A 23555-nucleotide genomic window follows, 5' to 3' on the forward strand; every position below is an offset into this window, starting at 1 on the left:
TCGCGTGGGGATCGAGAGCGATCAGCTGGTCTACGACTACCTGAGCCGGGTCGGGGACATGGCACAGCGGCAACAGCTGTCCTCGGGCACCCGGATGAGACTCGTTTCGGAGTTGCGGGGCGAGATCGACCGGCAGCGGGTGACGCAGGCCGCCGACACTCCGGCGGCGGTGCGCCGCATCATCGGGAAGCTCGGCACGCCCGACGAACTGGTCGCCGCGGCGGCCTCGTCGGCCGACGGATCGGTGCGACCGCCGCAGCGGCCGGAGGCGGAGCCGGGTCCCGCGAAGGCGCCCGGGGTTCCCCGGCCGCGCAGGCCGAAGCTCCGCCGGGACAGTCGCGGGGAGGGCCGCCCGGCCGGGCGGAAAGACAGCCGGAAAGACAGTTCCGCCAAGGGCGCGTCGGAGCCCCCGGCGGCCCCGGCCGGCGATCCGTTCGGGCTCTGGGACGGGACACGGGGCGGGATGCCGGCCGGCGGCGGGCCGTCCGCGCCGCACCGGGCCGGCACGGACGAGCTCGGTCCGTCCGGCAGCGAGGCCGACTGGTGGCGCGTCGAGCCGGGCCCCTTCGGCGAGACCGGCGAGTTCGGCGCGGGCACCGAGGTGGCGGGGTTCCGCGGCGGCGTGGAGATCCCGGCGCTGCTGCGCCCGCCGGTCGCGGACGACGACGAGGACGACGAGGACGAGTACGACGAGGGCGTCGAGGAGCAGCCCGGGGAGGAGGAGTACGAGGAGGAGCCGGCCGCTCCCCGGCGGCGCCGGCGGCCCAGGCTGCGCCGCGCCCGGGTCGAGACGGGCGTCGCGCCCCGCGGCTTCTCGCACCCCCTGCTGCTGTTCGCCGCCGCGCTGCTGGTGGCCGGCGCGGTGATGGACTCCCCGCAGGCCCTGATCGCCCTGGCGGGCGGCTGGGCGCTCGCGTACAGCTCCCGCAAGCTGTCGCGCGCGGAGGCGAAGTGGGTGGCGATGGGGCTGCCCGGGATGGTCGCGGCGGGCGCCCTCGTCTGGCTGTGGGGCCGGATGGACGGCCGCTGGGGAGCGCCCATCGGGGACGGGCAGATGGGCCCCGCGATCGGCCAGACCTGGCCCTGGGTGGTGCGGGGCGCGGCCGTGGCCTCCGCGCTCTACCTGGCGTGGCGGGCGCGGGGCCCTCGGCCGGGCGGGCGCTGAGGGGACCCGGGTCGTACGCCATTTCCTGCGGGGACTCCCCTGCACGTCCCCACCCCGGCATCACTCGCGTCCGCACGCTCGTGGAACTGCTGCCGCAGACGCGCGACGGGCGGGTTCGGGGGCGTGCAGGGGAGTCCCCGCAGGACGACGAACACAGACCCGGGTACTCAAATGCGTACCCGCGGAACGTTCGTCGTCCGAGGAGACGCCCCGGAGGGACCCCGAACCCCCACCCACCGGACCAGGCGCACCCCGCCGACGCGGAGCACCCGCACCAACAAGCCCGTCCGGCGATTGAGGACGGAACCCCGCGCCCAGGAAAGGGGCAACGGACAGGGGCCCGCCCCGGGACCCTCGATGCCGCCCGCCCAAGGGCCCCGCTGTCAGCCGGTCATCTTCGCCTGGAACTCGTCGAGGATCCGGTCGGCCGCGGTGTAGCCGATGCCCGCGATCCACAGCCGGTCGTCGACCTTGAAGACCTTCCCGTCCTTGGCGGCCTTCAGGTTCTTCCACAGCCCGCTCTTCATCGTCCGGGTCGTGCCCGCCTTGTCCGGGTCGCCGTACGTCGAGGTGAAGACGGCGTCCGCGTCCGCGAGGTCGATCTTCTCGGGCGAGACGTCGTACGAGAAGCCGTCCTTGGCCTTGTCCGTGATGGCGGGGCGGCCCATGCCGATGTCGGCGAGGATCGAGCCGATGTAGTTCTGCTTGCCGTAGATGCGGATGTCCGCGCCCTCGACGAAGCGCACGAAGTTGACGTCGGTGGCCGCCACCTTCTTCTTGCCGCCGATCGCCGCGGTCACCTTCGCGACATGGGCGTCGTACGCGGCGATGACCTTCTTCGCCTCGGCCTGCTTGCCGAGCGCCTCCGCGTGGACGTGGAAGTTGGCCTTCCAGTCCGAGCCGGTGGACTCCGTCATCACGGTCGGGGCGATCGCGCTGAGCTGCTTGTACCGGTCGCCGTCGCGGACCTTGCTGGTGAGGATCAGGTCCGGCTTCAGGGCGGCGACGGACTCCATGTTGGGGTTGGCGATCTCGCCGACCTCCTTGATGCCCTTCGTCCTCGCCGCCGGCAGGTAGGCGGGGAAGCCGTCCTCGGTCGCCGAGTGCGTCCCGCCGACCGGCCGCACGCCGAGGGTGAGCGCGGAGTCCAGCTCGCCGGTGTCCAGGACCACGACCCGCTGGGGGTGCGCGGGGACCTTCACGTCGCCCATCGCCGTCCTGACGGTGTGGGTGTCACCGGACGACGAGGAGCCGTCGCTCTTCGAACCGGAGTCGGAGGATCCGCAGGCGGAGAGTGCGAGTGCACCGGTCAGGGCGAGCGCGCCGAGGGTGAGACCACGGCGGCGGACGGAGGTGGCCATGGGTTGCCTTTCGTAGAGGGTGTGCGGAATCCGGGCCCGGCGTCCGGAGGTTCAGGAAGCGTGCGCGGGCTGCCAGGGCGCTCCCGGCACGACGAGCGGCGACCCCGTCACCGGGTCCGGGACGATCACCGCGTCCAGGCCGAAGACCTCGCGGACGAGCTCGGCGGTGACGACGTCCTCGGGGCGGCCCTCCGCGACGATCCGGCCCGCCTTCATGGCGACCAGGTGGTCGGCGTACCGGGCCGCCTGGTTGAGGTCGTGCAGCACCGTCACCACGGTGCGGCCCCGGGTGCCGTCGGCCGCCGGGGCGGCGAGCCGGCGCACCAGGTCCAGGACCTCCACCTGGTGGGCGATGTCGAGGTACGTGGTCGGCTCGTCGAGCAGCAGCAGATCGGTCTCCTGGGCGAGTGCCATCGCGATCCACACCCGCTGGCGCTGTCCACCGGACAGTTCGTCCACCGAACGGGAGCCGAGCGCGGTGATGTCGGTGCGCTCCATCGCGTCCGTCACCGCCCGCTCGTCCTCCTGCGACCACTGCTGCCACCAGTGCTGGTGGGGCTGGCGGCCGCGGGCCACCAGGTCGGAGACGGTGATCGCCTCGGGGGCCACCGGGGTCTGCGGGAGCAGCCCGATCGCCTGGGCGATCTTCTTCGTGGGGATCTTCGACAGCTCGGTGCCGTCCAGCAGCACCGCCCCGCCGCGCGGCTTGAGGAGCCGGCCCAGCGCGCGCAGCGTCGTCGACTTGCCGCAGGCGTTCGGCCCGACGATGACGGTGACCCGGCCGTCCGGGACGGCGAGGTCCAGTTCGTGGACGACGGTGCGGTCCTCGTACGCGAGGGTCAGCCCGCGCACCGTCAGCCTGCTGGTCACCGCGTCCTGGGCGTCCTGCTTCTGCGTGGTGGTCATGCGTTGCCTCCCCTGCGGCCACCGTGACCGCGGATGATCAGCCAGATCAGATACGGGGCGCCGACCGCCGCCGTCAGGACGCCCACCGGAAGTTCGGTGGGGGAGAAGAGCCTGCGGGCCAGCAGATCCGCGAAGACGACGATCACCGCGCCGAGCAGCGCCGAGCAGAGCAGCGGGATCTGCGCGGTCCGGGTCATCCGGCGGGCGATCTGCGGGGCGAGCAGGGCGACGAAGTCGACCGGCCCGGCCGTCCCCGTCGCCACCGACGCCAGGATCACGCCGAGCGCGACGAGCCCGAGCCGTACCCGGCCCAGCCGCACCCCGAGGGCGGTCGCCGTGTCGTCGTCCATGGTCACGGTGCGCTGCGCGCGGGCCGCCCACAGGACGGCGGGCAGCAGGATCAGCAGCGTCCAGCCGATGGGCGCGGCCTCGTCGTAGCCGCGGCCGTTGAGCGAGCCGGTCATCCAGATCTGGGCCTGCTGGGCGACGAGGTAGTCGCCCTTGGTCAGGAAGAGCGTGGTGACGGACCGCAGCGCGATGGCGAAGCCGATGCCGATGAGCACGAACCGGGTGGCGTGCAGCCCGCCGCGCCAGGCGAAGGCGTAGACGAGCGCGGCGGCCGCGACCCCGCCGATCACCGACAGGTACGGCAGGACGGTGTACGAGGTGACGCCGAACGTCATCGCGCCGACCGTGAGCGCGCTCGCGCCCTGGCTGATGCCGATGATGTCCGGGCTCGCGAGGGGGTTGCGGGCGACGGTCTGGATCAGTGCGCCGGCGATCCCGAAGGCGAGGCCGACGAGGAGCCCGACGACCATGCGCGGCAGCCGCAGCGTGCCGACCACGAGTTCGTCCGCGGAGGGCCGGCCCAGGATCACCTTGAGGACCTCGCCCGGCGCGACGAAGCTCTCGCCGACGCAGAGGTAGGCGACGCAGAGGGCGGCCAGCAGCACGACGAGCGAGGCGGCGACGACCGAGGCCCGGCGGTGCAGCAGGAACCGGCCGCGCGTCCCGATCCGTATGACGCTGTACCCGGCGGGCCGTACGGCCCGTACGACGGCCGTGGTGGCGCTCACGCGGGCACCGCCTTCCGGCGCACCAGCGTGACCAGGAACGGCACCCCGATCAGCGCCGTCATGACCCCGGCCGGGACCTCGCTCGGCGGGAAGACGATCCGGCCGATCACATCGGAGACGAGCAGCATCACGGGTCCGATCAGGGCGGCCATCGGGAGCGCCCAGCGGTGGTCGTTGCCGACGACTGCGCGGGCGATGTGCGGGACGGCGAGGCCGATGAAGGCGATCGGCCCGGCCGCGGCGACGCCGACGCCGGTGAGCACGGTGGCGCCGATGCCGCCGACGATCCGTACCGTCGCGATCTTCTGCCCGAGCCCCTTGGCCATGTCCTCGCCGAGCGCCAGCGCGTCGAGTCCACGGGCCACGGAGAGCACGAGGACCGTCCCCAGCAGCAGGAACGGCCAGATCTGCTGCGCGACTTCGGCCTCGCGTCCGGCGATCGAGCCGACCTGCCAGAACCGGAACTCGTCCAGCGCGGACGCCTTCGTCGTCAGCACGGCCATGGTCACCGAGACCAGCAGCGCGTTGATCGCGGCGCCGCCGAGCGCGAGTTTCACCGGGGTGGCTCCGCCGCGTCCGCTGGAGGCGATGGCGTACACCGCGACGGAGGCGATCGCCGCCCCCGCGAAGGCGAACCAGACGTACCCGGTGAGCGTGTGGATGCCCGCGTACGCGATGGCCAGCACCACCCCGACCGAGGCGCCCTGGCTGATGCCGAGGATGCCGGGGTCGGCGATGGGGTTACGGGTGATGCCCTGGAGCACCGTGCCGGCGAGGGCGAGGGCGGCGCCGACCATCAGCCCGATCAGGGTGCGGGGCACCCGCATGTTCCGGATGACCTCGGCGGCGTCGGAGTGCCCGCCGTGCAGGAGGGCGTCCAGGACGGCGGACGGGGCGATGGAGCGCGCCCCGACGGCGAGGCTGAGCAGTACGGCGACCAGCAGCGCCAGGACGGCCGCCGCCGTCATGAGAGCGCGTCTGGAGCGGCGTGGTGCGGCGGCTGGCATCGGACCCAATCGAAAAGCGAAGCAAAGTAAGGCTTGGCTAAGTCTAAGCACCGCCTCCGCGCGCCCGTCCGGGGGTGTACCGGCTCCCGCGCCGGCTCGGCACAATGGAAGCCATGGCATCGCACCCCCTGATGGTCGGCTTCGACCTGGACATGACGCTCATAGACTCCCGGCCCGGCATCAAGGCCGCCTACCTGGCCCTTTCGGCCGAGACCGGCGCGGTGATCGACACCGACCTGGTGGTGAGCCGGCTCGGTCCGCCGCTGGAGGACGAGCTGGTCAACTGGTTCCCGGCGGCTGCGGTGCCCGCGATGGTGGACCGCTACCGTGAGATCTATCCCACATACGCGATCACCCCGTCCCCCGCCATGCCCGGCGCGTGCGAGTCGGTCGAGGCGATCCGCGAGCTGGGCGGCCGCACGATGGTCGTCACCGCCAAGTACGAGCCGAGTGCGAAGCTGCACCTGACCCACGTGGGCATCGCGCCCGACGTCCTCACCGGCGGCCTCTGGGCCGAGGCGAAGGCGGAGGCGCTGCGGGAGCACGGGGCGGCCGTCTACGTGGGTGACCACACCGGCGACGTGCGCGGCGCACGGGCCGCGGGCGCCGTGTCGGTGGCCGTGACGACGGGCCCGTGCGATGCGGAGGAACTCCGCTCGGCGGGCGCGGACGTGGTCCTGTCGTCCCTGACGGAGTTCCCGGCCTGGCTGAACGAGTACGCGGCCGGCCGCTCTTAGGCGTTTCGGCCCGCAGGGGAGAACGGGGCCCGGCCTACCGCTGCGGCGCCCCCGCCCCCGCCCGCGCCGACCTGACCACGCCCGCGGCGGCGACCACGAAGCCGACGCCCATCAGCATGCACGCCGCGTACGCGATGGACGGGAACGGCTCGGTGCCGAGGAAGAGCGGGGCCATGGTGACCAGGGTCGCCAGCGCGCCGACGAAGAAGATGATCGCGCCGAGCCGGACCAGCAGGTCGCCCGCGCCAGAGGGGGAAGTACTCACACCGTCAGAGTAGTTCTTTCAGGACACCAGTCCGGATGACCAGGCTTGACGAGGGGTACTTCACCTGTGGAGGCTTCTGCCAGCAGGGGGAGCGCGCCGCTGGACGGCCTGACCTGCTGAGGCTTTGTTCCGGCATACGGGTTGAGATGGGGTGCGTGCTTTGCCGACTGGCAAGGTCAAGTGGTTCAACAGCGAGAAGGGCTTCGGCTTCCTCTCCCGCGATGACGGCCAAGACGTCTTCGTGCACTCGTCCGTGCTCCCGTCGGGAGTCGACGCACTCAAGCCCGGCCAGCGCGTCGAATTCGGCGTCGTCGCCGGACAGCGCGGTGACCAGGCACTTTCCGTGGCGATCCTCGACCCCACCCCGTCCGTCGCGGCCGCCCAGCGCCGCAAGCCGGACGAGCTGGCGTCGATCGTGCAGGACCTGACGACGGTCCTGGAGAACATCACGCCGCAGCTGGAGCGCGGCCGCTACCCGGACAAGGCGTCGGGCGCCAAGATCGCCGGCCTGTTGCGCGCGGTCGCGGACCAGCTCGACGTGTGACGGCGTGCGGGGCGCGCACGGGGATACGGCGGTCTCAGGGGTATGACAGCGCGTCGGGCGCGAGGGGAGGCACCAGTCCCTCGGCCGCGGCGCGGGTCAGCAGGCCCCGGATCGCCGCGTAGCCGTCCTCGCCGAGGTCGGCGGTGAACTCGTTCACGTACAGGCCGATGTGCTGGTCCGCGACGGACGGGTCCATCTCCTGGGCGTGCTCCTGGACGTAGGGGCGCGAGGCCTGCGGGTCGTCCCACGCCATCCGTACCGACGCGCGCACCGACTCCGCGAGCAGCTTCAGGGTGTCCGCGCCCAGGGAGCGCTTCGCGATGATCGCGCCGAGCGGGATCGGGAGGCCGGTCGTGTCCTCCCAGTGGCGGCCCATGTCGGCCAGGTTGTGCAGGCCGTAGTTCTGGTACGTGAAGCGCGCCTCGTGGATGACGAGGCCGGCGTCGACCTTGCCGTCCCGTACCGCCGGCATGATCTCGTCGAACGGCATGACGACGATCTCGCCCACGCCGCCCGGTACCGCCTCCGCCGCCCAGAGCCGGAACAGCAGGTAGGCGGTGGAGCGCTCGCTCGGTACGGCGACGGTCCGGCCCGTCAGGTCGGTGCCGGGCTCCCGCGTCAGGACGAGCGGCCCGCAGCCGCGGCCCAGCGCGCCGCCGCACGGCAGCAGCGCGTACTCCTCCAGCACCCAGGGCAGCACCGCGTACGAGACCTTCAGGACGTCCAGCTCGCCGCGCTCGGCCATGCCGTTGGTGATGTCGATGTCCGCGAAGGTGACATCGAGGGCGGGCGCGTCGGGGACCCGGCCGTGCGCCCAGGCGTCGAAGACGAACGTGTCGTTCGGGCACGGCGAGAAGGCGATGCGCAGCGGGTCGGCGAGGGGGTCAGGAGTCGTGTCGGTCATGGTGGGTCGTCCAGCCTTCCAGTACGGGTATGAGCTTGCCGAACGCGTCGGTGAGCGCGGCCAGCGCGTCGCCGATGCGCCAGGCGTCGCGGTCACGGGGGCCGACGGCGTTCGAGACGGCTCTGATCTCCAGGACGGGCAGGCCGAGCCGGTCGGCCGCCTCCGCGACCCCGAACCCCTCCATGGCCTCGGCGACGGCCCCGGGGTGCGCGGCGAGGAGGGCGGCGGCGCGTTCGGCGCTGCCGGTCACGGTGGAGACGGTGAGGATGTCGCCGGTCACCGCGTGGGTCGCGGCGGCCACCGCCCGCACCAGGGAGCGGGGCGGGAAGTGCCAGACCCGCCCGAAGCCGAGATCGGTGACGGGGACGAAGCCCGCGGAGGTCTCGGCGCCCAGGTCCGCCGCCCCGATGCGGCCGGCCACCACGAGCGAGCCGACCGGGGCGACGCCGGCGAAGCCGCCGCCGATGCCCGCCGAGATCACCAGGTCGTAGCGGTCCGAGGCCAGGGCGAACGCGGCGGAGGCCGCCGCGGCGGCCGGTCCCGCCTCGCCCGCGAGTACGTCGAAGGGGCCCGCGCGGTGGATCTCCGCGCCCGGCACCCGGCGCACCGGCACCTCGGAGCCGTCCCCGAACGCACGCGTGACCGCGTCCCGTTCCACCGGGACAGCGGTCACGACGAGCACACGCACGGGGGAAGCCTCCGGGGCCGGGAGGGAATCAGCTGGAGGGGACCAGCGGGACGGGATCAGCCGGAGCGGATCAGCGGCCGAAGCCCAGCGGACGGGATCAGCTGGTCTTCTTGAGCTCGAAGTGCCAGATGCCCAGCAGCTCCTTGCCCTTGGTCTCCACGATGCTGATCTGCGTCTTGTCCGCGGTGGTCTCGCCGTTCTGGCTGGAGAAGAAGGCGCTGCCCGGGATGGTCCGGAAGGTCTTCTTGTACGGCTCCTGCTCGGCCTGCTGGCCGTTGATGAAGAGCGTCCAGCCGTTGTCCGAGACCGAGGGGTCCACGCCGAAGTGGACCTTGTCGTCCATCGCGACGTCGACGGTCTTGTCGGCCTTTTGGTTGAGGCAGCCCTTGATGTCGGAGGTCTTGAGGGCCTTGCCGTCGTTGTAGCAGGACGCCTCGGTGTGCACCGAGTTGTCGCCGACCGTCACGGTGGCGAGTGGCGTCGGCTTGTCGCAGGCGGAGAGGACAAGGAGTCCCGCGGACACGGCACCAAGAGCGACGCCGATTCGACGGCCCTTACCGGAGAAGAACGCAACGGTCATGGCCCGAAGGTTATCGGTCGCTCCGGCTCATGCCACGCGGGGGTGCGGCGAGCCGCGCCGAGCGGCGCCCAGCAGCCCCCGTACGGAGGCCGCCGCACCGAGCGCGAGGATGCCCGCGGCGACCGCCATGCCCAGTACGCCGTTGAGGGGGAGCGAGATCCCGATCGCGCCGCCGGCCACCCACGCCATCTGGAGCAGCGTCTCGGAACGGGCGAACGCCGAGGTGCGCACCTCCTCCGGCACGTCGCGCTGGATCATCGCGTCCAGCGACAGCTTCGACAGGGCCTGGGTGAAGCCCGCCATGGCCGCGAGCGCCGCGACCATGACCGTGCTGAAGAAGGCCGCGGCCAGTACGGCGACGCCCAGTGCCAGGCCGAGGACCGAGGCGATGATGATCTCCGGGCCGCGCGCCCTGAGCCAGGAGCCGACCGCCGTGCCCAGCGCGTTGCCCGCCCCGGCCGCCACGCCGACGATGCCGAGCGAGATCGCGGCGCTCTGACCGGAGAGCGGCTGCTCGCGCAGCAGGAACGCCAGGAAGAAGATCAGGAAGCCGGAGAGCGCGCGGTGCGCGGCGTTGGCCTGGAGACCGTGCAGGACGGACGGGCCGACCGAACGCAGCCCCGGCCGCTTCTCGCCGTTCTTGCCCCGGGACCGGAAGGACTTCTTCGCGCTCCCGGGCGTGGCGCTCTCGCGGAGCGGCTCGGGCCGGACGGCGCCCTCGTCGTGCGGGTGCACGAGGTGCGCCTTGCGCTCGCCCTTCGCCGAGTCCACCTTGGGCGGCAGGGTGAAAGCGAGGACGGCGCCGCCGACGAAGATCACGGACGCGCCGTACAGCGGCCACGGCGGGCCGATCGTCTGGAGCCCCGCCCCGATCGGAGCGGCCGCGCCGGTGGCCAGGAGACCGGCGAGGGTGACCCGGGAGTTCGCCTTGACCAGCGAGAAGCGGGGTGGCAGCAGGCGCGGTACGACGGCGCTGCGCACGACCCCGTACGCCTTCGAGCAGACCAGGACGCCCAGGGCCGCCGGATACAGCTCCAGGCCGCCGGTGGCGACCGCGCCCGACATGGTGAGCGCCAGCAGCGCACGGGCCAGCATGGAGCCCGCCATCGCGGCGCGGCGGCCGTGCGGCAGCCGGTCCAGGAGCGGGCCGATGACCGGGGCGAGGAGGATGAACGGCGCCATGGTGACGGCCAGGTACAGCGCGACCCGGCCGCGGGCCTGGTCGGTCGGTACGGAGAAGAACACCGTGGACGCCAGCGCGACCGTGATCATCACGTCACCCGCGCCGTTCACCGCGTGCAGCTCGATCAGCTTGCCGAGTCCGGACTCACCCGCCCCGTGGGCGTGCGTCGCCTTCCGGATGCCCCGGGCGGTCCCGGTGAACGGGGACCGCAGGGCATGACCGATCGTCCGGCCCGTCCTGCGGAGCGGGCCGGGTCCGTCGTGCGACCTGACAGAAGCCACTTGGTCATACTGCCCCAGGACCCGTCGTCACGAACCGGGACAGGCGCGGGGCGCGGCGGGCAATGCCCTGTCGGGTCAGTGACCTGCCAGGTCGCAGGGGGTGCGGACCGGTCGATACCGGTGGCCGGGCAGCGCCCTTTACACGGGACACGGCACCGGATACGGCGTCGTTTGGGGCGGGCAGGTGGGCGGGAAGCGGCGGAGAGGGTAGCGTGCGTAGCGCGCCACCGGCGGTTGTTCTTGGCCGCGCGCCTCTCGGCGATCCCGCAGAATGGGTTGCGGAAGGTGCGCCCGAGGCAGGCACAACGGGTGTGGACGTCGACGCGGCCCCCAGGTCCGCTCCGCCCGCAACCGAATGGCTGAAATCGATGGATGTGCTGGCGCGCTCGTGAGACTGGCGTAGGAGAGAAGCGAGACCTGTGAGTGCTGCGACGACGAGAAGCCGTACGGCCCGTACCCCTGTTCCCGACCGTTTGTGCGCCGAGGCCGTAGACCTCGCCCGCGCGGCGGCCGAGGAGGCAGCCGCGCCAGGGGTCGTGGGTGAGCATGTGGCCGTGGTCCCCGAGGGGGACCGGGTCGTCACGCACTACTTCGAGTGCAAGGACCCGGCCTACCGGGGCTGGCGCTGGGCGGTGACGGTCGCCAGGGCCTCCCGCGCCAAGAACGTCACCCTTGACGAAACGGTGCTGCTGCCGGGCGACGAGGCGCTGCTCGCGCCGGAGTGGGTGCCGTGGAGCGAGCGGCTGCGGCCGGGCGACATGGGGCCGGGCGACCTGCTGCCCACCGAGGCGGACGATCTGCGCCTGGAGCCGGGCTACACCGGCGAGGACGAGCTGCCGCCGAACTCCGCGGTCGCCGCGGTCTCGGGCGAGCTGGCCGAGCTCGTCGAGGCGGAGGACGCGGAACTGACGACGCGCCCGGAGCCGCCGCGCCGTGGTTCGATCGCGTCGGTCGCGGACGAGCTGGGCATGCGGCGTGCGCGGGTGCTGTCCCGGTACGGGCTGTACGCGGCGGCCGACCGCTGGGACGAGGGCTTCGGCGCGAAGACGCCGATGGCGCAGGCGGCCCCGGCGACGTGTGTCTCGTGCGCCTTCCTGGTGCCGCTGGCGGGTTCCCTGAAGCAGGCCTTCGGGGTGTGCGCGAACGAGTTCGGTCCGGCGGACGGGCACGTGGTGTCCCTGTCGTACGGCTGCGGTGGGCACTCGGAGGCCGCGGTGATGCCGAAGCCGCCGAAGCCGGCGCCGCACGCGCTGGACACGATGCGGGTGGACGAGTACCCGCTTCGGCCGGCGCGGGATTCCGGCTCGGTGCCGGTGGACCCGGATGCGCCGTCCGAGGACCTCGGCCACTCCTGAGGCTTCCGCCGCGGGTCCCGGCCCCTCCGCGGGGTGCGGGTCACTCGGGCGTGCCGGTTCCGTCCTCAATCGCCGGACGGGCTTGATTTTGTGCGGGCTCCTCCCGCGTGCCGGTTCCGTCCTCAAACGCCGGACGGGCTGGGAGGTGCCGGCCTGGGCTGGGTGTCACCGGTCGGGGCGGCAGGACCGAGCCCGTCCGGCGATTGAGGACGGAACCGGGGCCGTGGTGCGCGGTGCGGTGCGGTGCAGTTGTTTTCAGCCCGTCCGGCGATTGAGGACAGGGGCTCTCGCGCGCGGACCCGGTACCTTCGGGGCGCACACTTGGCGGCACGGGTATCCGTAACCGGAAGAGGGAGTCACAGCGTGAGCATGAATGCGACCGAGGGGGCCGACCCGTTCGGCACCGCACGGCTGCGGCGCCGCGTGCTCGACGCCTGGGGCGCCGGCCCCGCCCGCTTCCGGGAGGACGCCAACGCCGAGGAGGACCTCGCGCTCGGCGGCTACCGCGACCGCCTCGTCGTCGAGCTGGCCCAGAACGCCGCCGACGCCGCCGCCCGCGCCCGTCTGCCCGGCCGGCTCCGCCTCACCCTGCACCCGGGGGCCGGCGACGCCCCCGCAGTCCTCGCCGCCGCGAACACCGGCGCCCCGCTGGACGCCACCGGCGTGGAGTCGCTGTCCACCCTGCGCGCGTCCGCCAAGCGCGAGGGCCACGAGGCCGCCGTCGGACGGTTCGGCGTCGGGTTCGCCGCCGTGCTCGCGGTGAGCGACGAGCCCGCCGTCATCGGCCGGCACGGCGGCGTGCGCTGGTCCCTGGCCGAGGCCCGCGACCTCGCCCGGGACGCCGCCATCGGCAGCCCCGGCCTCGGCGACGAACTGCGCCGCCGCGACGGACACGTACCCCTGCTGCGCCTCCCGCTGCCCGCCGAGGGCACCGCCCCGGACGGCTACGACACCGTCGTCGTCCTGCCGCTGCGCGACGGCGGCGCCGAGGACCTGGTCGGCCGGCTGCTCACCGCCGTCGACGACGCGCTGCTGCTCACGCTGGGCGGGCTCGACGAGATCGTCATCGAAACCCCGGACACCGTACGGACGTTGCGCCGCTCGCAGCACGGCCCGTACGTGCACGTCGAGGACTCGGCGCACGGTACGAACCGCTGGCGCACCGTCGCCCGGCACGGAGCCGTCGCGCCCGAACTGCTCGTCGGCCGCCCGCTGGAGGAACGGCTGCGCCCGCACTGGTCGGTGACCTGGGCCGTCCCGGTGGACGCGGAGGGCGCCCCGGTGCACCCCCGTACCGCCCCCGTCGTGCACGCGCCGACGCCCACCGACGAACCGCTCGGCGTCCCCGCGCTGCTCATCGCCTCGCTGCCGCTGGACACCACCCGCCGCCACCCCGCGCCGGGCCCGCTCACCGACTTCCTGGTGCAGCGCGCGGCCGACGCGTACGCCGAACTGCTCGCCGACTGGCAGCCGGTCTCCGTCGCCACCATCGCGCTCGTGCCCGGACCGCTCGGCAAGGGCGAGCTGGACGGCGCGCTGCGCGCCGCGATCCTGGAACGGCTGCCGCGCGTCGCGTTCCTGGAGCCCGCAGCCCCGCGTGACCCCGCCGCCGAGCCCGACCGGTGGGACAGCTGGGACGCCGCTGCCGACGAGGGCCGCAAGGCCACCACCGCGCTGCGGCCGCTGGAGGCCGAGGTGCTGGAGGGGGTCGGCGCCGAGACCGTCACGGTGCTGGCCGAGGTGCTGCCCTGCCTGCTGCCCGCCGGACTTGAGCGCCGCGTCGAGCTGCGCACGCTCGGCGTCGCCCGGGTCCCGCTGACCGAGGCGATCGACCGGCTGGCCGGTCTGGAGCGCGACCCGGGCTGGTGGCGGCGGCTGTACGACAGCCTGGCCGGCGTCGACCCGGACCGGCTCTCCGGCCTCCCGGTGCCGCTCGCCGGTACGGCCTCCCAGGGTGCGGACCCCGACGCCCCGGCCGTCCCCCGCACCACCATCGGCCCCCGCCAGGTCCTGCTGCCGCTCCCGGACGCGCTGACAGGGCAGGTCCTGGACCGGCTCGCCCGGCTCGGGCTGAAGGTCGCCCACCCGGACGCCGCGCACCCGCTCCTGGAGAAGCTGGGCGCCCTGCCCGCCACCCCGCGCGCCGTCCTGACGACCCCGCAGGTGCGGGCCGCCGTCGCCGGTTCGCTGGACGCGGGCGAGATCTGGGACGAGGACGCGCTGGACGGCGACGAGCTGGCGGAGACCGTCCTCACCCTCGTCCGGGACGCCGACCTGGTACCGGGCGACGAGCCCTGGCTCGGTGCGCTCGCCCTGCCCGACGAGGACGGCGAGCCCGCCCCGGCCGGTGAGCTCGTGCTGCCCGGCAGTCCGTTCGCCGCCGTCATGCGCGAGGGCGAACTCGCCCTGTGCGACGAGGAGCTGGCCGAGCGCTGGGGCGAGCAGCCGCTCACCGCCTGCGGGGTGCTGGCCACCTTCGCCCTGGTACGGGCCACCGACGTGGTCCTGGACCCGGACGAACTGGAACCCCGCGACGGCGACTTCGCGGAGTCCGACGACGCCGGGCTGCTCGACGCCGTGGACGTCTGGTGCGAGGACATCCTCGACCAGCTCCCGGACACCGTGGTGCCGCCCGTCGCCACCGAACTCGTCGCCGTCCGCGACCTCGACCTGGTCGACGACGACGCCTGGCCCCAGGCGCTCGCGATGCTCGCCAGGCCGCCGCTGCGCGACGCCCTCACCCAGCCGGTCCGGGTGCTCCTCCCGGACGGCACCACGCAGTCCGTGCGCCCGTACACCGCCTGGTGGCTCCGCGATCACCCGGTGCTGGACGGCCGCCGCCCGGCGGGCCTGCGCGCCGACGGGGGAGATCCCCGGCTGGCGGGCCTGTACGACTCCGCCGACGCCACCGGTTTCGACGACGCCCAGGTGCTGCGTGCCCTCGGCGTGCGGACCTCGGTCGCCGCCCTGCTGGACGAGCCCGGCGGCGCCGCCGAACTCCTCGGCCGGCTCGCGGACGGGGACCGCCCGGTCGGTCCCGTACAACTGCACTCCCTGTACACCGCCCTGGCCGAGCTGGACCCGGAGCAGGTCACGCTGCCGGACGAGCTGCGGGCCGTGGTCGACGGCGAGGTGCGGGTGGTCGACGCGGCGGACGCGGTGATCGCGGACGCCCCCGACCTGCTGCCGCTGACCGGGGGGCTGCCGCTCCTGCCGGTGGCCCCGGCGAACGCGGCGGAGCTGGCCGAGCTGTTCCAGGTGCGGCGGCTCGGCGAGAGCACCGAGGCGGAGGTGACCAGTGAGGGCGAGGAGCACCGGGTGCCGGAGTCGGTGCGCGTCCTGCTCGGCCCCGGCACCCCGGACACGTACGTCGAGCACGGCGAACTGCGTGCGGGCGGCGTCGAGCTGGACTGGCGCCGCACCCCGGACGGCACGGTGCACGCCGCCACCCTGGAGGGCGTCGCGGCGGGGCTGGCCTGGGCGGCGGGCCAGTGGCCGCGCCGTTTCGAGGTCGCGGCCCTGCTGGAGGACCCCTCGCGCACCGAGGAGCTGGCCCGGGACCGCTGGTTCGACTGACGGCCCCGGCCCCGCGATTTCGGGGGCCTTCGCAGAATCTTCACATTCGCAGGCAACCCTTCACATCTCCCGTCTGTCTGGTCTGTTGAGCCATTCCGGCTCGACAGACTGAACCGGCCCGTCCGCTCGCGGACCCGGGCCCTTTCCCACGGGAAACAACACATGCGCATGCGCACCTCTGCGGCCGCTGTCGTCGGCGCTCTGGCCCTGACCGCCCTCGCCGTGCCGGCCGCCCAGGCCGACGGCCACGACGGCGACACGGCCATCACCAAGGTCACCGTCAACGGCGGCAAGAACGTGGTGGTCGGAACGAGCCTCGTCAAGAAGTTCACCGTCACCGTGACCGCCAAGGACAACTCCGGCATCGCGGGCGCCGACATCGAACTGCACGGACCGGGGTTCGGCTACCTCAGCGGCACCACCCGCTGCTCCGGCAGCACCTGCACGGCGTCGTTCACCGTCGACCCGAAGGTCGACCTCCCGTACTCGAACGACGTGGCCGGCACCTGGTACGTCGACGCGTGGGTGGACGGCAAGGACGACGACTACGTCTGGAAGCAGAAGGCCGCTTCCTTCAAGTTCCAGCGGGCGTCGACGCAGACCGTCAACGCCGCCCCCGAGCCGGTGAAGAAGGGCAAGACCATCACCGTCACCGGCAAGCTGGCGCGCGCCAACTGGGACGACTTCAAGTACCACGGCTACACCAGCCAGCCGGTCAAGCTGCAGTTTCTCAAGAAGGGCGGCAAGACCTGGAGCACGGTGAAGACCGTCAAGACGAACAGCACCGGCACCCTGAAGACCACGGTGAAGGCCTCGGTCGACGGTTACTGGCGCTACAGCTTCGCCGGTACGACCTCGACTCCGGCCGTCAACTCCACGGGTGACTTCGTCGACGTGAAGTAGCCCCGCCCGAGTGCCCTGCCGGGCCGCCGCTTCCCCGTCACACCGGGAAGCGGCGGCTCACCAGGCGCCAGGCGAACTCCAGCGCCGCCGAGGCGATGACGGCGATGCCCACCGCCGTCCACGGCATCGTCGCGCCCACCAGCTTCAGCGCGAAGAAGTCCTGCAGCCACGGCACGACCAGCACGACCAGGAACGCCAGGCCCATCGCCGCCACCAGGCAGATCCGCCACCAGGTGTAGGGGCGGGCGATGATCGCCAGGACCCACATCGAGACCAGGAACAGCGTGAGCGTGGCCGCGCTGGTCTCCGCGTCCAGCGCGCCGGGCCCGGTGTATTGGTGCCGGGCCAGCAGATACGTCGCGAAGGTGGCGACGGCCGCGATGGTGCCTGACGGGATCGCGTACCGCATGACGCGCCGCACGAAGTGGGGGTGCGCGCGTTCCTTGTTGGGGGCCAGCGCGAGGAAGAACGCCGGGATGCCGATCGTCAGCGTCGACAGCAGGGTCAGGTGCCGGGGCAGGAACGGGTACTCGACCTGGAAGCAGACCACCAGGACGGCCAGCAGCACCGAGTAGACGGTCTTCGTCAGGAACAGGGTGGCGACCCGGGTGATGTTGCCGATGACCCGGCGGCCCTCGGCCACGACGGACGGCAGCGTCGCGAAGCTGTTGTTGAGCAGCACGATCTGGGCGACCGCGCGGGTGGCTTCCGAGCCGGAGCCCATCGAGACGCCGATGTCGGCGTCCTTGAGGGCGAGCACGTCGTTGACGCCGTCGCCGGTCATCGCGACGGTGTGGCCGCGGGACTGGAGGGCGGCGACCATCTCGCGCTTCTGCTGCGGGGTGACGCGGCCGAAGACCGCGTTCTCCTCCATCGCGGTGGCCATCTCGTCCGGGTCGGCGGGCAGCCGGCGCGCGTCCAGGGTGTGCTCGGCGCCCGGCAGTCCGAGCTTCGCGGCGACGGCCCCGACCGATACGGCGTTGTCGCCGGAGATCACCTTCGTGGCGACCCGCTGGTCGGCGAAGTAGGCGAGCGTCTCCCCGGCGTCGGGCCGCAGCCGCTGCTCCAGGACGATGAGCGCGGCCGGCTGCGCCCCGGTCGCGGTCGCGGGGTCGTCGAGCTGCCCGTCCACGCGGGCCAGGAGCAGGACGCGCAGGCCCTGCTGATTGAGCTGCTCGATCTCGGTGAGCGCCGGGTCGTCCTCGGGGAGCAGTACGTCGGGGGCGCCGAGCAGCCAGCCGGAGGACTGCCCGCCGGCTTCGTCGAAGGCGGCGCCGCTGTACTTGCGGGCCGAGGAGAACGGCAGTGCCTGGGTGACGTGCCAGCCCTCGCCGTCCGGGACCGGGTAGGCGTCCACGATCGCCTGGAGGCTGGCGTTGGGCCGGGGGTCGGAGGCGCCGAAGGCGGCCAGCACGCGGCGCAGGTAGGGCTCGTCGGTACCGTTCAGCGCGCGGACCTCGGTGACGTCCATGCCGCCCTCGGTGAGGGTGCCGGTCTTGTCCAGGCAGACGACGTCGACCCGGGCCAGGCCCTCGATGGCGGGGAGCTCCTGGACCAGGCACTGTTTGCGGCCCAGCCGGACGACCCCGATCGCGAAGGCGACCGAGGTGAGCAGGACCAGGCCCTCGGGGATCATCGGGACGATGCCGCCGACGGTCCGGGCGACGGAGTCCTTGAAGTTGTGGTCCTTCACGACCAGCTGGCTGAGGATCAGCCCGATCGCGGTCGGGATCATCATCCAGGTGACGTACTTGAGGATGGTGGAGATGCCGCTGCGCAGCTCGGACTGGACGAGCGTGAAGCGGGAGGCCTCCTCCGCGAGCTGTGCGGCGTAGGCCTCGCGGCCGACCTTGGTCGCGGCGAAGGCGCCGCCGCCCGCGACGACGAAGCTGCCGGACATGACCGGGTCGCCGGCGCGCTTGAGGACCGGGTCGGCCTCGCCGGTGAGCAGGGACTCGTCGATCTCCAGACTGTCGGCCTCCGCGACCGTGCCGTCGACCACGACCTTGTCGCCGGGGCCGAGCTCGACGAGGTCGCCCAGGACGATCTCGGAGGTGGAGATCTCGGCCGCGACCCCGTCCCGCCGGACGGTGGGTTTGGCCTCGCCGATGACCGCGAGGCTGTCCAGGGTCTTCTTGGCCCGCCACTCCTGGACGATGCCGATGCCGGTGTTGGCGATGATCACGAAGCCGAAGAGGCTGTCCTGGATCGGCGCGACGAACAGCATGATCAGCCAGAGCACGCCGATGATCAGGTTGAACCGGGTGAAGACGTTGGCGCGGACGATCTCGCGCACGGACCGGGACGAGCGCACGGGCACGTCGTTGACCTCGCCCCGGGCGATCCGCTCCGCGACCTCGGCCGCGGTCAGCCCGCGCCCGCCGCCCGGGGCCGGGAGCTCGACCGGGTGCACCGGGTCGAGCTCGCTGCCGGCGTCGATCATCACCGGCCGGTCGGTGCCGGAAGGCACGGAGGATCTGTTCGGCTCATCCCCTGAGGGGTCGAGTGCCCGCTGAGTCATGGTTCTGACGGTACGGGTGGAACGTCCGGTTCACCCATCGGGTGATCCGAAGATCAGACCGGGGGAGGACGGGAATCGTCCCGTGGTGGTACCCGGCCCGCGCCGAGGTCCGCTTTCAGGCGGTGGTGCCGGGAGTGTCCGAATCGCCCTGCGCGGTGGCGGTGGCCTCGGCCCGCTTGATCGCGGCGTCGCGTCCCCGTACGTACCAGATGCCGATCAGGCCGAGGCCTCCGCCGGCCAGGCAGGTCCACACCCACCACAGGTGTCCGTGATCGTCGAACCAGCCGTAGAACGGGAGCTGGACGAGGAAGAGGACGAACCAGAGGATCGTGCCGCCGGTGATGGTGGCGACGACGGGCCCCTCCAGGGGCTCGGGTGCCTCGTGCTTCGGTGTCCACTTCGCCATGCAGTCAGTGTATGCGGCGCGTACATAAAGGCCGCCAGGCCAGTCGGCCCAAGGGTCTACGCGCGGAGATAGCGATCTTCGCCTTATGTATTCATACTGAATCTGCTTACGACTGTCTCGAATTATTCGTGCGAAAGTCCAAAGCTGACCATATTTCGCCCCCTCTACGTATGACTGAGGTCTTACATGCCCCCCTCGGCCACCGCTCCGGTCGACTCCGGACAGCCCCCGGCTCCCCAGCCCTCCGGAGGCCTGGACCGTTTCTTCAAGATCTCCGAGCGGGGGTCGTCGGTCGCGCGTGAGATCCGTGGCGGATTCGCCACCTTCTTCGCGATGGCGTACATCATCGTGCTGAACCCGATCATCCTGGGCAGCGCGAAGGACATGTACGGGCATCAGCTCGACAGCGGCCAGCTGGTCACCGCCACGGTGCTGGTGGCCGCGTTCTCCACGCTCCTCATGGGTGTCATCGGCAACGTGCCGATCGCGCTGGCCGCGGGCCTCGGCGTCAACACCGTCGTCGCCCTCCAGCTCGCCCCCCGGATGAGCTGGCCCGACGCGATGGGCATGGTCGTCCTCGCGGGCATCGTGGTCATGCTGCTGGTCGCGACCGGGCTGCGGGAACGCGTGATGAACGCCGTACCGACCTCGCTCCGCAAGGGCATCGCGATCGGCATCGGCCTCTTCATCCTGCTGATCGGCCTGGTCGACTCCGGCTTCGTCTCCCGTATCCCCGACGTCGCGCACACCACCGTCCCGCTGCAGCTCGGCAACGACGGCCACCTCAACGGCTGGCCGGTGCTGGTCTTCGTGCTCGGCGCGCTGCTCACGCTCGCGCTGATCGTCCGCAAGGTGCCGGGCGCGATCCTGATCTCCATCGTCACGATGACGGTCGTCGCGCTGATCATCGACGCGGTCGCGGACCTGCCGGGCGAGGCCTGGGGCCTGACCGTCCCGCAGTGGCCGGGCAACCCGGTCTCCTCGCCGGACTTCGGGCTGATCGGCAAGGTCAGCCTGTTCGGCGGCTTCGACAAGGTCGGGATGCTCACCGGCATCCTGTTCGTCTTCACCGTGCTGCTGTCCTGCTTCTTCGACGCGATGGGCACCATCCTCGGCGTCGGCGACGAGGCCAAGCTGATGGACAAGGACGGCAACTTCCCCGGCATCAACAAGGTGCTGTTCGTCGACGGCATCGCGGTCGCCGCGGGCGGCGCGGGCTCCGCCTCGGCGGGCACCTGCTTCGTGGAGTCCACGGCGGGTGTCGGTGAGGGGGCCCGCACCGGCTTCGCGAGCATCGTGACGGGTCTGCTGTTCACGGCGGCGCTGTTCCTGACACCACTGGCGACGATGGTCCCCTCGCAGGCGGCCACTCCGGCCCTGCTGGCGGTGGGCTTCCTGATCATCGCGGGCTCGGTGCGGGACATCGACTGGAGCGACTACACGCTCTCGATGCCGGCCTTCCTCGCCATGGTGATGATGCCGTTCACGTACTCGATCACCAACGGCATCGGCATCGGCTTCATCGCGTTCTGCGTGCTGCGGCTGGCCGCCGGGCGCGGTCGCTCGGTGCCGGTGGCCATGTACGTGGTGTCGGCGGTCTTCGTCTTCTACTACGCGATGCCGGCGCTCGGCCTCACGTGATCCCTCGCGGGCGGGGGGGGGGGGGGGGGGGGGGGGGGGGGGGGGGGGGGGGGGCGGCCGCCCCCCCCCCCCCCGCGCCCCCGCGCCCCCCCCCCCCCCCCCCCCCCCCCCCCCCCCCCCCCCCCTCCGCTCCGTAGAACTTCTCCGTCTCGTCGACGGCCGCCTGGAAGCGCTCGTCGAAGTCATCGCGAATGAGCGTCCGGACCACATAGTCCTGGACGCTCATTCCGCGTCTGGCGGCGTGCTGCTTGAGCCGGTCGAGCAGCTCACCGTCTATCCGCAGGCTGAGCACTGTCGATCCCATGTCATGCAGGGTTACGTTCCCCGGGCCCGACACGCGTGACTTTCCGGAACTGACTCACTCGTTTGGGTGATCGATTGGTGATTCGGGTCTCGCGCGTGTAACACGAGTGGTCTTTAGGGTAGGTAATGAGTTACGCTAACAAACATGCCTGACCTGATCCACGACAGCGACAGTGCCGCCGCCGTGAGCTCCCTTCGTTCCGCCGTCATGCTGCTCGGCCGGCGCCTCAAGCACCAGCGCGTCGACGAGTCGCTGAGCCCCACCGAGATGTCGGTGCTCGGCACGCTCGCCCGCTGCGGTTCGGCCACCCCCGGTGAGCTGGCCCGCAAGGAGCATGTGCAGCCCCCGTCGATGACCCGCATCGTCGCGCTGCTGGAAGCCAAGGGACTGGTCAGACTGGAACCGCACCCCGATGACCGTCGTCAGAAGATGGTCAGCCAGACCGAGCAGGCCGAGGCCATGCTCGCCGAGAGCCGCAGCAAGCGGAACGCCTGGCTGACCACCCTCGCCGAAGGCCTGGACGAGGACGAGTGGGAGACGCTTCGCAACGCGGCCCCCGTGCTGGAGAAGCTCGCCCACCTGTAGCGGAGCGGGCCGCGCCGGACCATCACCGGCGCACCGCCCCCACCGCCGCATCCCCGTCAGCCAGCACCATGTCCACGCCCGAGGAGGCGAACCCTTTTGAGTACGGGATCCGGAGCAGACTCCGCCCCCGCACCGACTTCCACCCACGAGAGCAAGCCCGGCGGGACCTTCTCGTCGCTGAAGATCCGTAACTACCGCCTGTTCGCAACCGGCGCCGTGATCTCCAACACCGGTACCTGGATGTCCCGCATCACGCAGGACTGGCTCGTCCTGAGCCTCACCGGGTCCGCCGCCGCCGTCGGCATCACCACGGCACTCCAGTTCCTCCCCATGCTGCTCTTCGGCCTGTACGGCGGCGTCATCGCCGACCGCATGCCCAAGCGCAAGCTCCTGCTCATCAGCCAGGCCGCGCTCGGCCTGTGCGGTGTCGCGCTCGCGGTGCTCACGCTCTCCGGCGTGGTCCAGGTGTGGCACGTCTACCTGATCGCGTTCCTGCTCGGCATGGTCACGGTCGTGGACAACCCGGCCCGCCAGTCGTTCGTCTCCGAGATGGTCGGCCCCGCCCAGCTGCGGAACGCGGTCAGCCTGAACTCGGCGAACTTCCAGTCCGCCCGGCTCATCGGTCCCGCCGTCGCGGGTGTGCTGATCACCTCGGTCGGCAGCGGCTGGGCCTTCATGTTCAACGGCCTGTCGTTCCTCGCGCCGCTCGTCGGCCTGATGATGATGCGCACGAACGAACTGCACAAGGCCGTGGTCGTACCGCGCGCCAAGGGCCAGCTGCGCGAGGGGCTGCGCTATGTCTCCGGCCGCCCGGAGCTGATCTGGCCGATCGTCCTCGTCGGATTCGTCGGCACGTTCGGGTTCAACTTCCCGATCTTCCTGACCGCCTTCGCTGACGAGGTCTTCCACGGCGGCGCCGGGATGTACTCGTTCTTCAACATCCTGATGGCCGCGGGCTCCCTCGCCGGGGCCCTGCTCGCCGCCCGCCGCGGCTCGTCGCGGCTGCGGATGCTGGTCGGCGCCGGCACCCTGTTCGGCCTGCTGGAGGTCATCGCCTCCATGTCGCCGTCCGTCTGGCTGTTCTCGCTCCTGCTCCTGCCGATCGGCATGATCGGTCTGACGACCAACATCAGCGCGAACACCAGCGTCCAGATGGCGGCCGACCCGGCCATGCGCGGCCGGGTGATGAGCCTGTACATGATGGTCTTCGCCGGCGGTACGCCGGTGGGAGCCCCGATCGTCGGCTGGATCAGCGACGCGTACGGCGTCCGCACCGGAATGGCGGTCGGCGGTGCGTTCTCGCTGGTGGCCGCACTCGGCGTCGGCTTCATGCTGGCCCGCGTCGGCGGCCTGCGCCTCCAGGTCGACCTGCGACCGGGCCGCCCGCACGTACGGTTCGTCCCGCGCGAGCAGCTGGCCACGGCGGCCTGAGACCCGCCCGGCCACACACGATCACGGCCCCGACCGGGTATGGCGGATTCTTGGGGTCCTCGCAACACCTGATGGCTTATGTGGCCGTCAGTAGATCACGCAGGCGCTCGGCTGGGGTTTTCCAGCCGAGCGTTTT

At 72.1% G+C, this 23555-nt stretch carries 20 protein-coding genes; 9 read left to right on the plus strand and 11 right to left on the minus strand.

The annotated features are described in order from the left end of the window. Positions 1-4: 4 nt before the first annotated feature. A complete protein-coding gene (locus ACGFU6_RS22825; RefSeq protein ID WP_393613335.1) occupies positions 5-1165 on the plus strand; it encodes a hypothetical protein in 1161 nt (386 codons plus the stop codon). Positions 1166-1548: 383 nt separating this feature from the next. On the opposite strand, the gene ACGFU6_RS22830 is transcribed toward ACGFU6_RS22825, so the two are convergent. The 4 genes from ACGFU6_RS22830 to ACGFU6_RS22845 are packed head-to-tail and all read right to left on the minus strand — an operon-like array spanning position 1549 to position 5515. Next, entirely contained in the window at positions 1549-2526 is a 978-nt protein-coding gene (locus tag ACGFU6_RS22830; protein WP_393613336.1) for an ABC transporter substrate-binding protein, read from the minus strand. A 51-nt stretch (positions 2527-2577) separates the two neighbouring features. Next, positions 2578-3432, minus strand: a complete 855-nt coding sequence (locus ACGFU6_RS22835; RefSeq protein ID WP_393613338.1) for an ABC transporter ATP-binding protein — start codon at positions 3430-3432, stop codon at positions 2578-2580. Further along, positions 3429-4508, minus strand: coding sequence for a FecCD family ABC transporter permease (locus ACGFU6_RS22840; RefSeq protein WP_393613339.1), 1080 nt, complete (start codon positions 4506-4508; stop codon positions 3429-3431). The genes ACGFU6_RS22835 and ACGFU6_RS22840 overlap by 4 nt, the downstream gene beginning before the upstream one ends. Then, positions 4505-5515 carry a FecCD family ABC transporter permease gene (locus tag ACGFU6_RS22845; protein ID WP_393613341.1) on the minus strand — a complete coding sequence of 337 codons (1011 nt, stop codon included), beginning with the start codon at positions 5513-5515 and terminating at the stop codon, positions 4505-4507. Before ACGFU6_RS22845 ends, ACGFU6_RS22840 begins: the two co-directional genes overlap by 4 nt. 113 nt (positions 5516-5628) lie before the next feature. Between ACGFU6_RS22845 and ACGFU6_RS22850 the strand changes: the two genes are divergently transcribed. Continuing rightward, positions 5629-6252 (plus strand): HAD family hydrolase, encoded by a 624-nt coding sequence (locus ACGFU6_RS22850; protein ID WP_393613343.1) that lies wholly within the window; start codon positions 5629-5631, stop codon positions 6250-6252. A gap of 34 nt (positions 6253-6286) precedes the next feature. Here the strand turns inward: ACGFU6_RS22850 and ACGFU6_RS22855 are convergent, their stop codons facing one another. Then, positions 6287-6517: a hypothetical protein gene (locus tag ACGFU6_RS22855; RefSeq protein WP_393613345.1), complete on the minus strand. Its 231-nt coding sequence runs from the start codon at positions 6515-6517 to the stop codon at positions 6287-6289. A 160-nt stretch (positions 6518-6677) separates the two neighbouring features. Between ACGFU6_RS22855 and ACGFU6_RS22860 the strand changes: the two genes are divergently transcribed. Then, a complete protein-coding gene (locus ACGFU6_RS22860; protein WP_393613346.1) occupies positions 6678-7061 on the plus strand; it encodes a cold-shock protein in 384 nt (127 codons plus the stop codon). A gap of 34 nt (positions 7062-7095) precedes the next feature. Here ACGFU6_RS22860 and ACGFU6_RS22865 read toward each other — a convergent pair whose 3' ends face one another. The 4 genes from ACGFU6_RS22865 to ACGFU6_RS22880 form a co-directional block, all read right to left on the minus strand. Beyond that, positions 7096-7965, minus strand: a complete 870-nt coding sequence (locus tag ACGFU6_RS22865; RefSeq protein WP_393613348.1) for a 1,4-dihydroxy-6-naphthoate synthase — start codon at positions 7963-7965, stop codon at positions 7096-7098. Further along, positions 7946-8653 carry a futalosine hydrolase gene (locus tag ACGFU6_RS22870; protein ID WP_393613350.1) on the minus strand — a complete coding sequence of 236 codons (708 nt, stop codon included), beginning with the start codon at positions 8651-8653 and terminating at the stop codon, positions 7946-7948. Before ACGFU6_RS22870 ends, ACGFU6_RS22865 begins: the two co-directional genes overlap by 20 nt. A gap of 97 nt (positions 8654-8750) precedes the next feature. Then, positions 8751-9233 (minus strand): DUF2771 domain-containing protein, encoded by a 483-nt coding sequence (locus tag ACGFU6_RS22875; protein ID WP_123524421.1) that lies wholly within the window; start codon positions 9231-9233, stop codon positions 8751-8753. A gap of 27 nt (positions 9234-9260) precedes the next feature. Continuing rightward, positions 9261-10697: an MFS transporter gene (locus ACGFU6_RS22880; RefSeq protein ID WP_393613352.1), complete on the minus strand. Its 1437-nt coding sequence runs from the start codon at positions 10695-10697 to the stop codon at positions 9261-9263. Positions 10698-11116: 419 nt separating this feature from the next. Between ACGFU6_RS22880 and ACGFU6_RS22885 the strand changes: the two genes are divergently transcribed. The 3 genes from ACGFU6_RS22885 (at position 11117) to ACGFU6_RS22895 (ending at position 16531) form a co-directional block, all read left to right on the plus strand. After that, the gene (locus ACGFU6_RS22885; RefSeq protein ID WP_393613354.1) at positions 11117-12052 is read left to right on the plus strand and encodes a DUF3027 domain-containing protein; all 936 of its coding nucleotides are present in this window, start codon (positions 11117-11119) and stop codon (positions 12050-12052) included. A gap of 369 nt (positions 12053-12421) precedes the next feature. After that, positions 12422-15628, plus strand: a complete 3207-nt coding sequence (locus ACGFU6_RS22890) for a sacsin N-terminal ATP-binding-like domain-containing protein (RefSeq protein WP_393613386.1) — start codon at positions 12422-12424, stop codon at positions 15626-15628. A 162-nt stretch (positions 15629-15790) separates the two neighbouring features. Then, positions 15791-16531, plus strand: a complete 741-nt coding sequence (locus ACGFU6_RS22895; RefSeq protein ID WP_393613356.1) for a calcium-binding protein — start codon at positions 15791-15793, stop codon at positions 16529-16531. A gap of 37 nt (positions 16532-16568) precedes the next feature. Here ACGFU6_RS22895 and ACGFU6_RS22900 read toward each other — a convergent pair whose 3' ends face one another. Both ACGFU6_RS22900 and ACGFU6_RS22905 read right to left on the minus strand, forming a co-directional pair. Next, entirely contained in the window at positions 16569-19052 is a 2484-nt protein-coding gene (locus tag ACGFU6_RS22900) for an HAD-IC family P-type ATPase (RefSeq protein WP_393613358.1), read from the minus strand. A 115-nt stretch (positions 19053-19167) separates the two neighbouring features. Beyond that, positions 19168-19458 (minus strand): DUF2530 domain-containing protein, encoded by a 291-nt coding sequence (locus tag ACGFU6_RS22905; protein ID WP_393613360.1) that lies wholly within the window; start codon positions 19456-19458, stop codon positions 19168-19170. A 186-nt stretch (positions 19459-19644) separates the two neighbouring features. Between ACGFU6_RS22905 and ACGFU6_RS22910 the strand changes: the two genes are divergently transcribed. From ACGFU6_RS22910 to ACGFU6_RS22920, 3 genes are all read left to right on the plus strand, one after another. Continuing rightward, a complete protein-coding gene (locus ACGFU6_RS22910) occupies positions 19645-21099 on the plus strand; it encodes an NCS2 family permease (protein WP_393613362.1) in 1455 nt (484 codons plus the stop codon). Between the two features lie 448 nt (positions 21100-21547). Beyond that, positions 21548-21988 carry a MarR family winged helix-turn-helix transcriptional regulator gene (locus ACGFU6_RS22915; protein ID WP_219573152.1) on the plus strand — a complete coding sequence of 147 codons (441 nt, stop codon included), beginning with the start codon at positions 21548-21550 and terminating at the stop codon, positions 21986-21988. 96 nt (positions 21989-22084) lie between these two features. Continuing rightward, positions 22085-23419 carry an MFS transporter gene (locus ACGFU6_RS22920; protein ID WP_393613364.1) on the plus strand — a complete coding sequence of 445 codons (1335 nt, stop codon included), beginning with the start codon at positions 22085-22087 and terminating at the stop codon, positions 23417-23419. The last annotated feature ends 136 nt before the right edge of the window (positions 23420-23555 follow it).

Origin of the sequence: Streptomyces sp. NPDC048462 (genome assembly GCF_043200175.1) — a bacterium.
Taxonomy (GTDB): Bacteria; Actinomycetota; Actinomycetes; order Streptomycetales; family Streptomycetaceae; genus Streptomyces.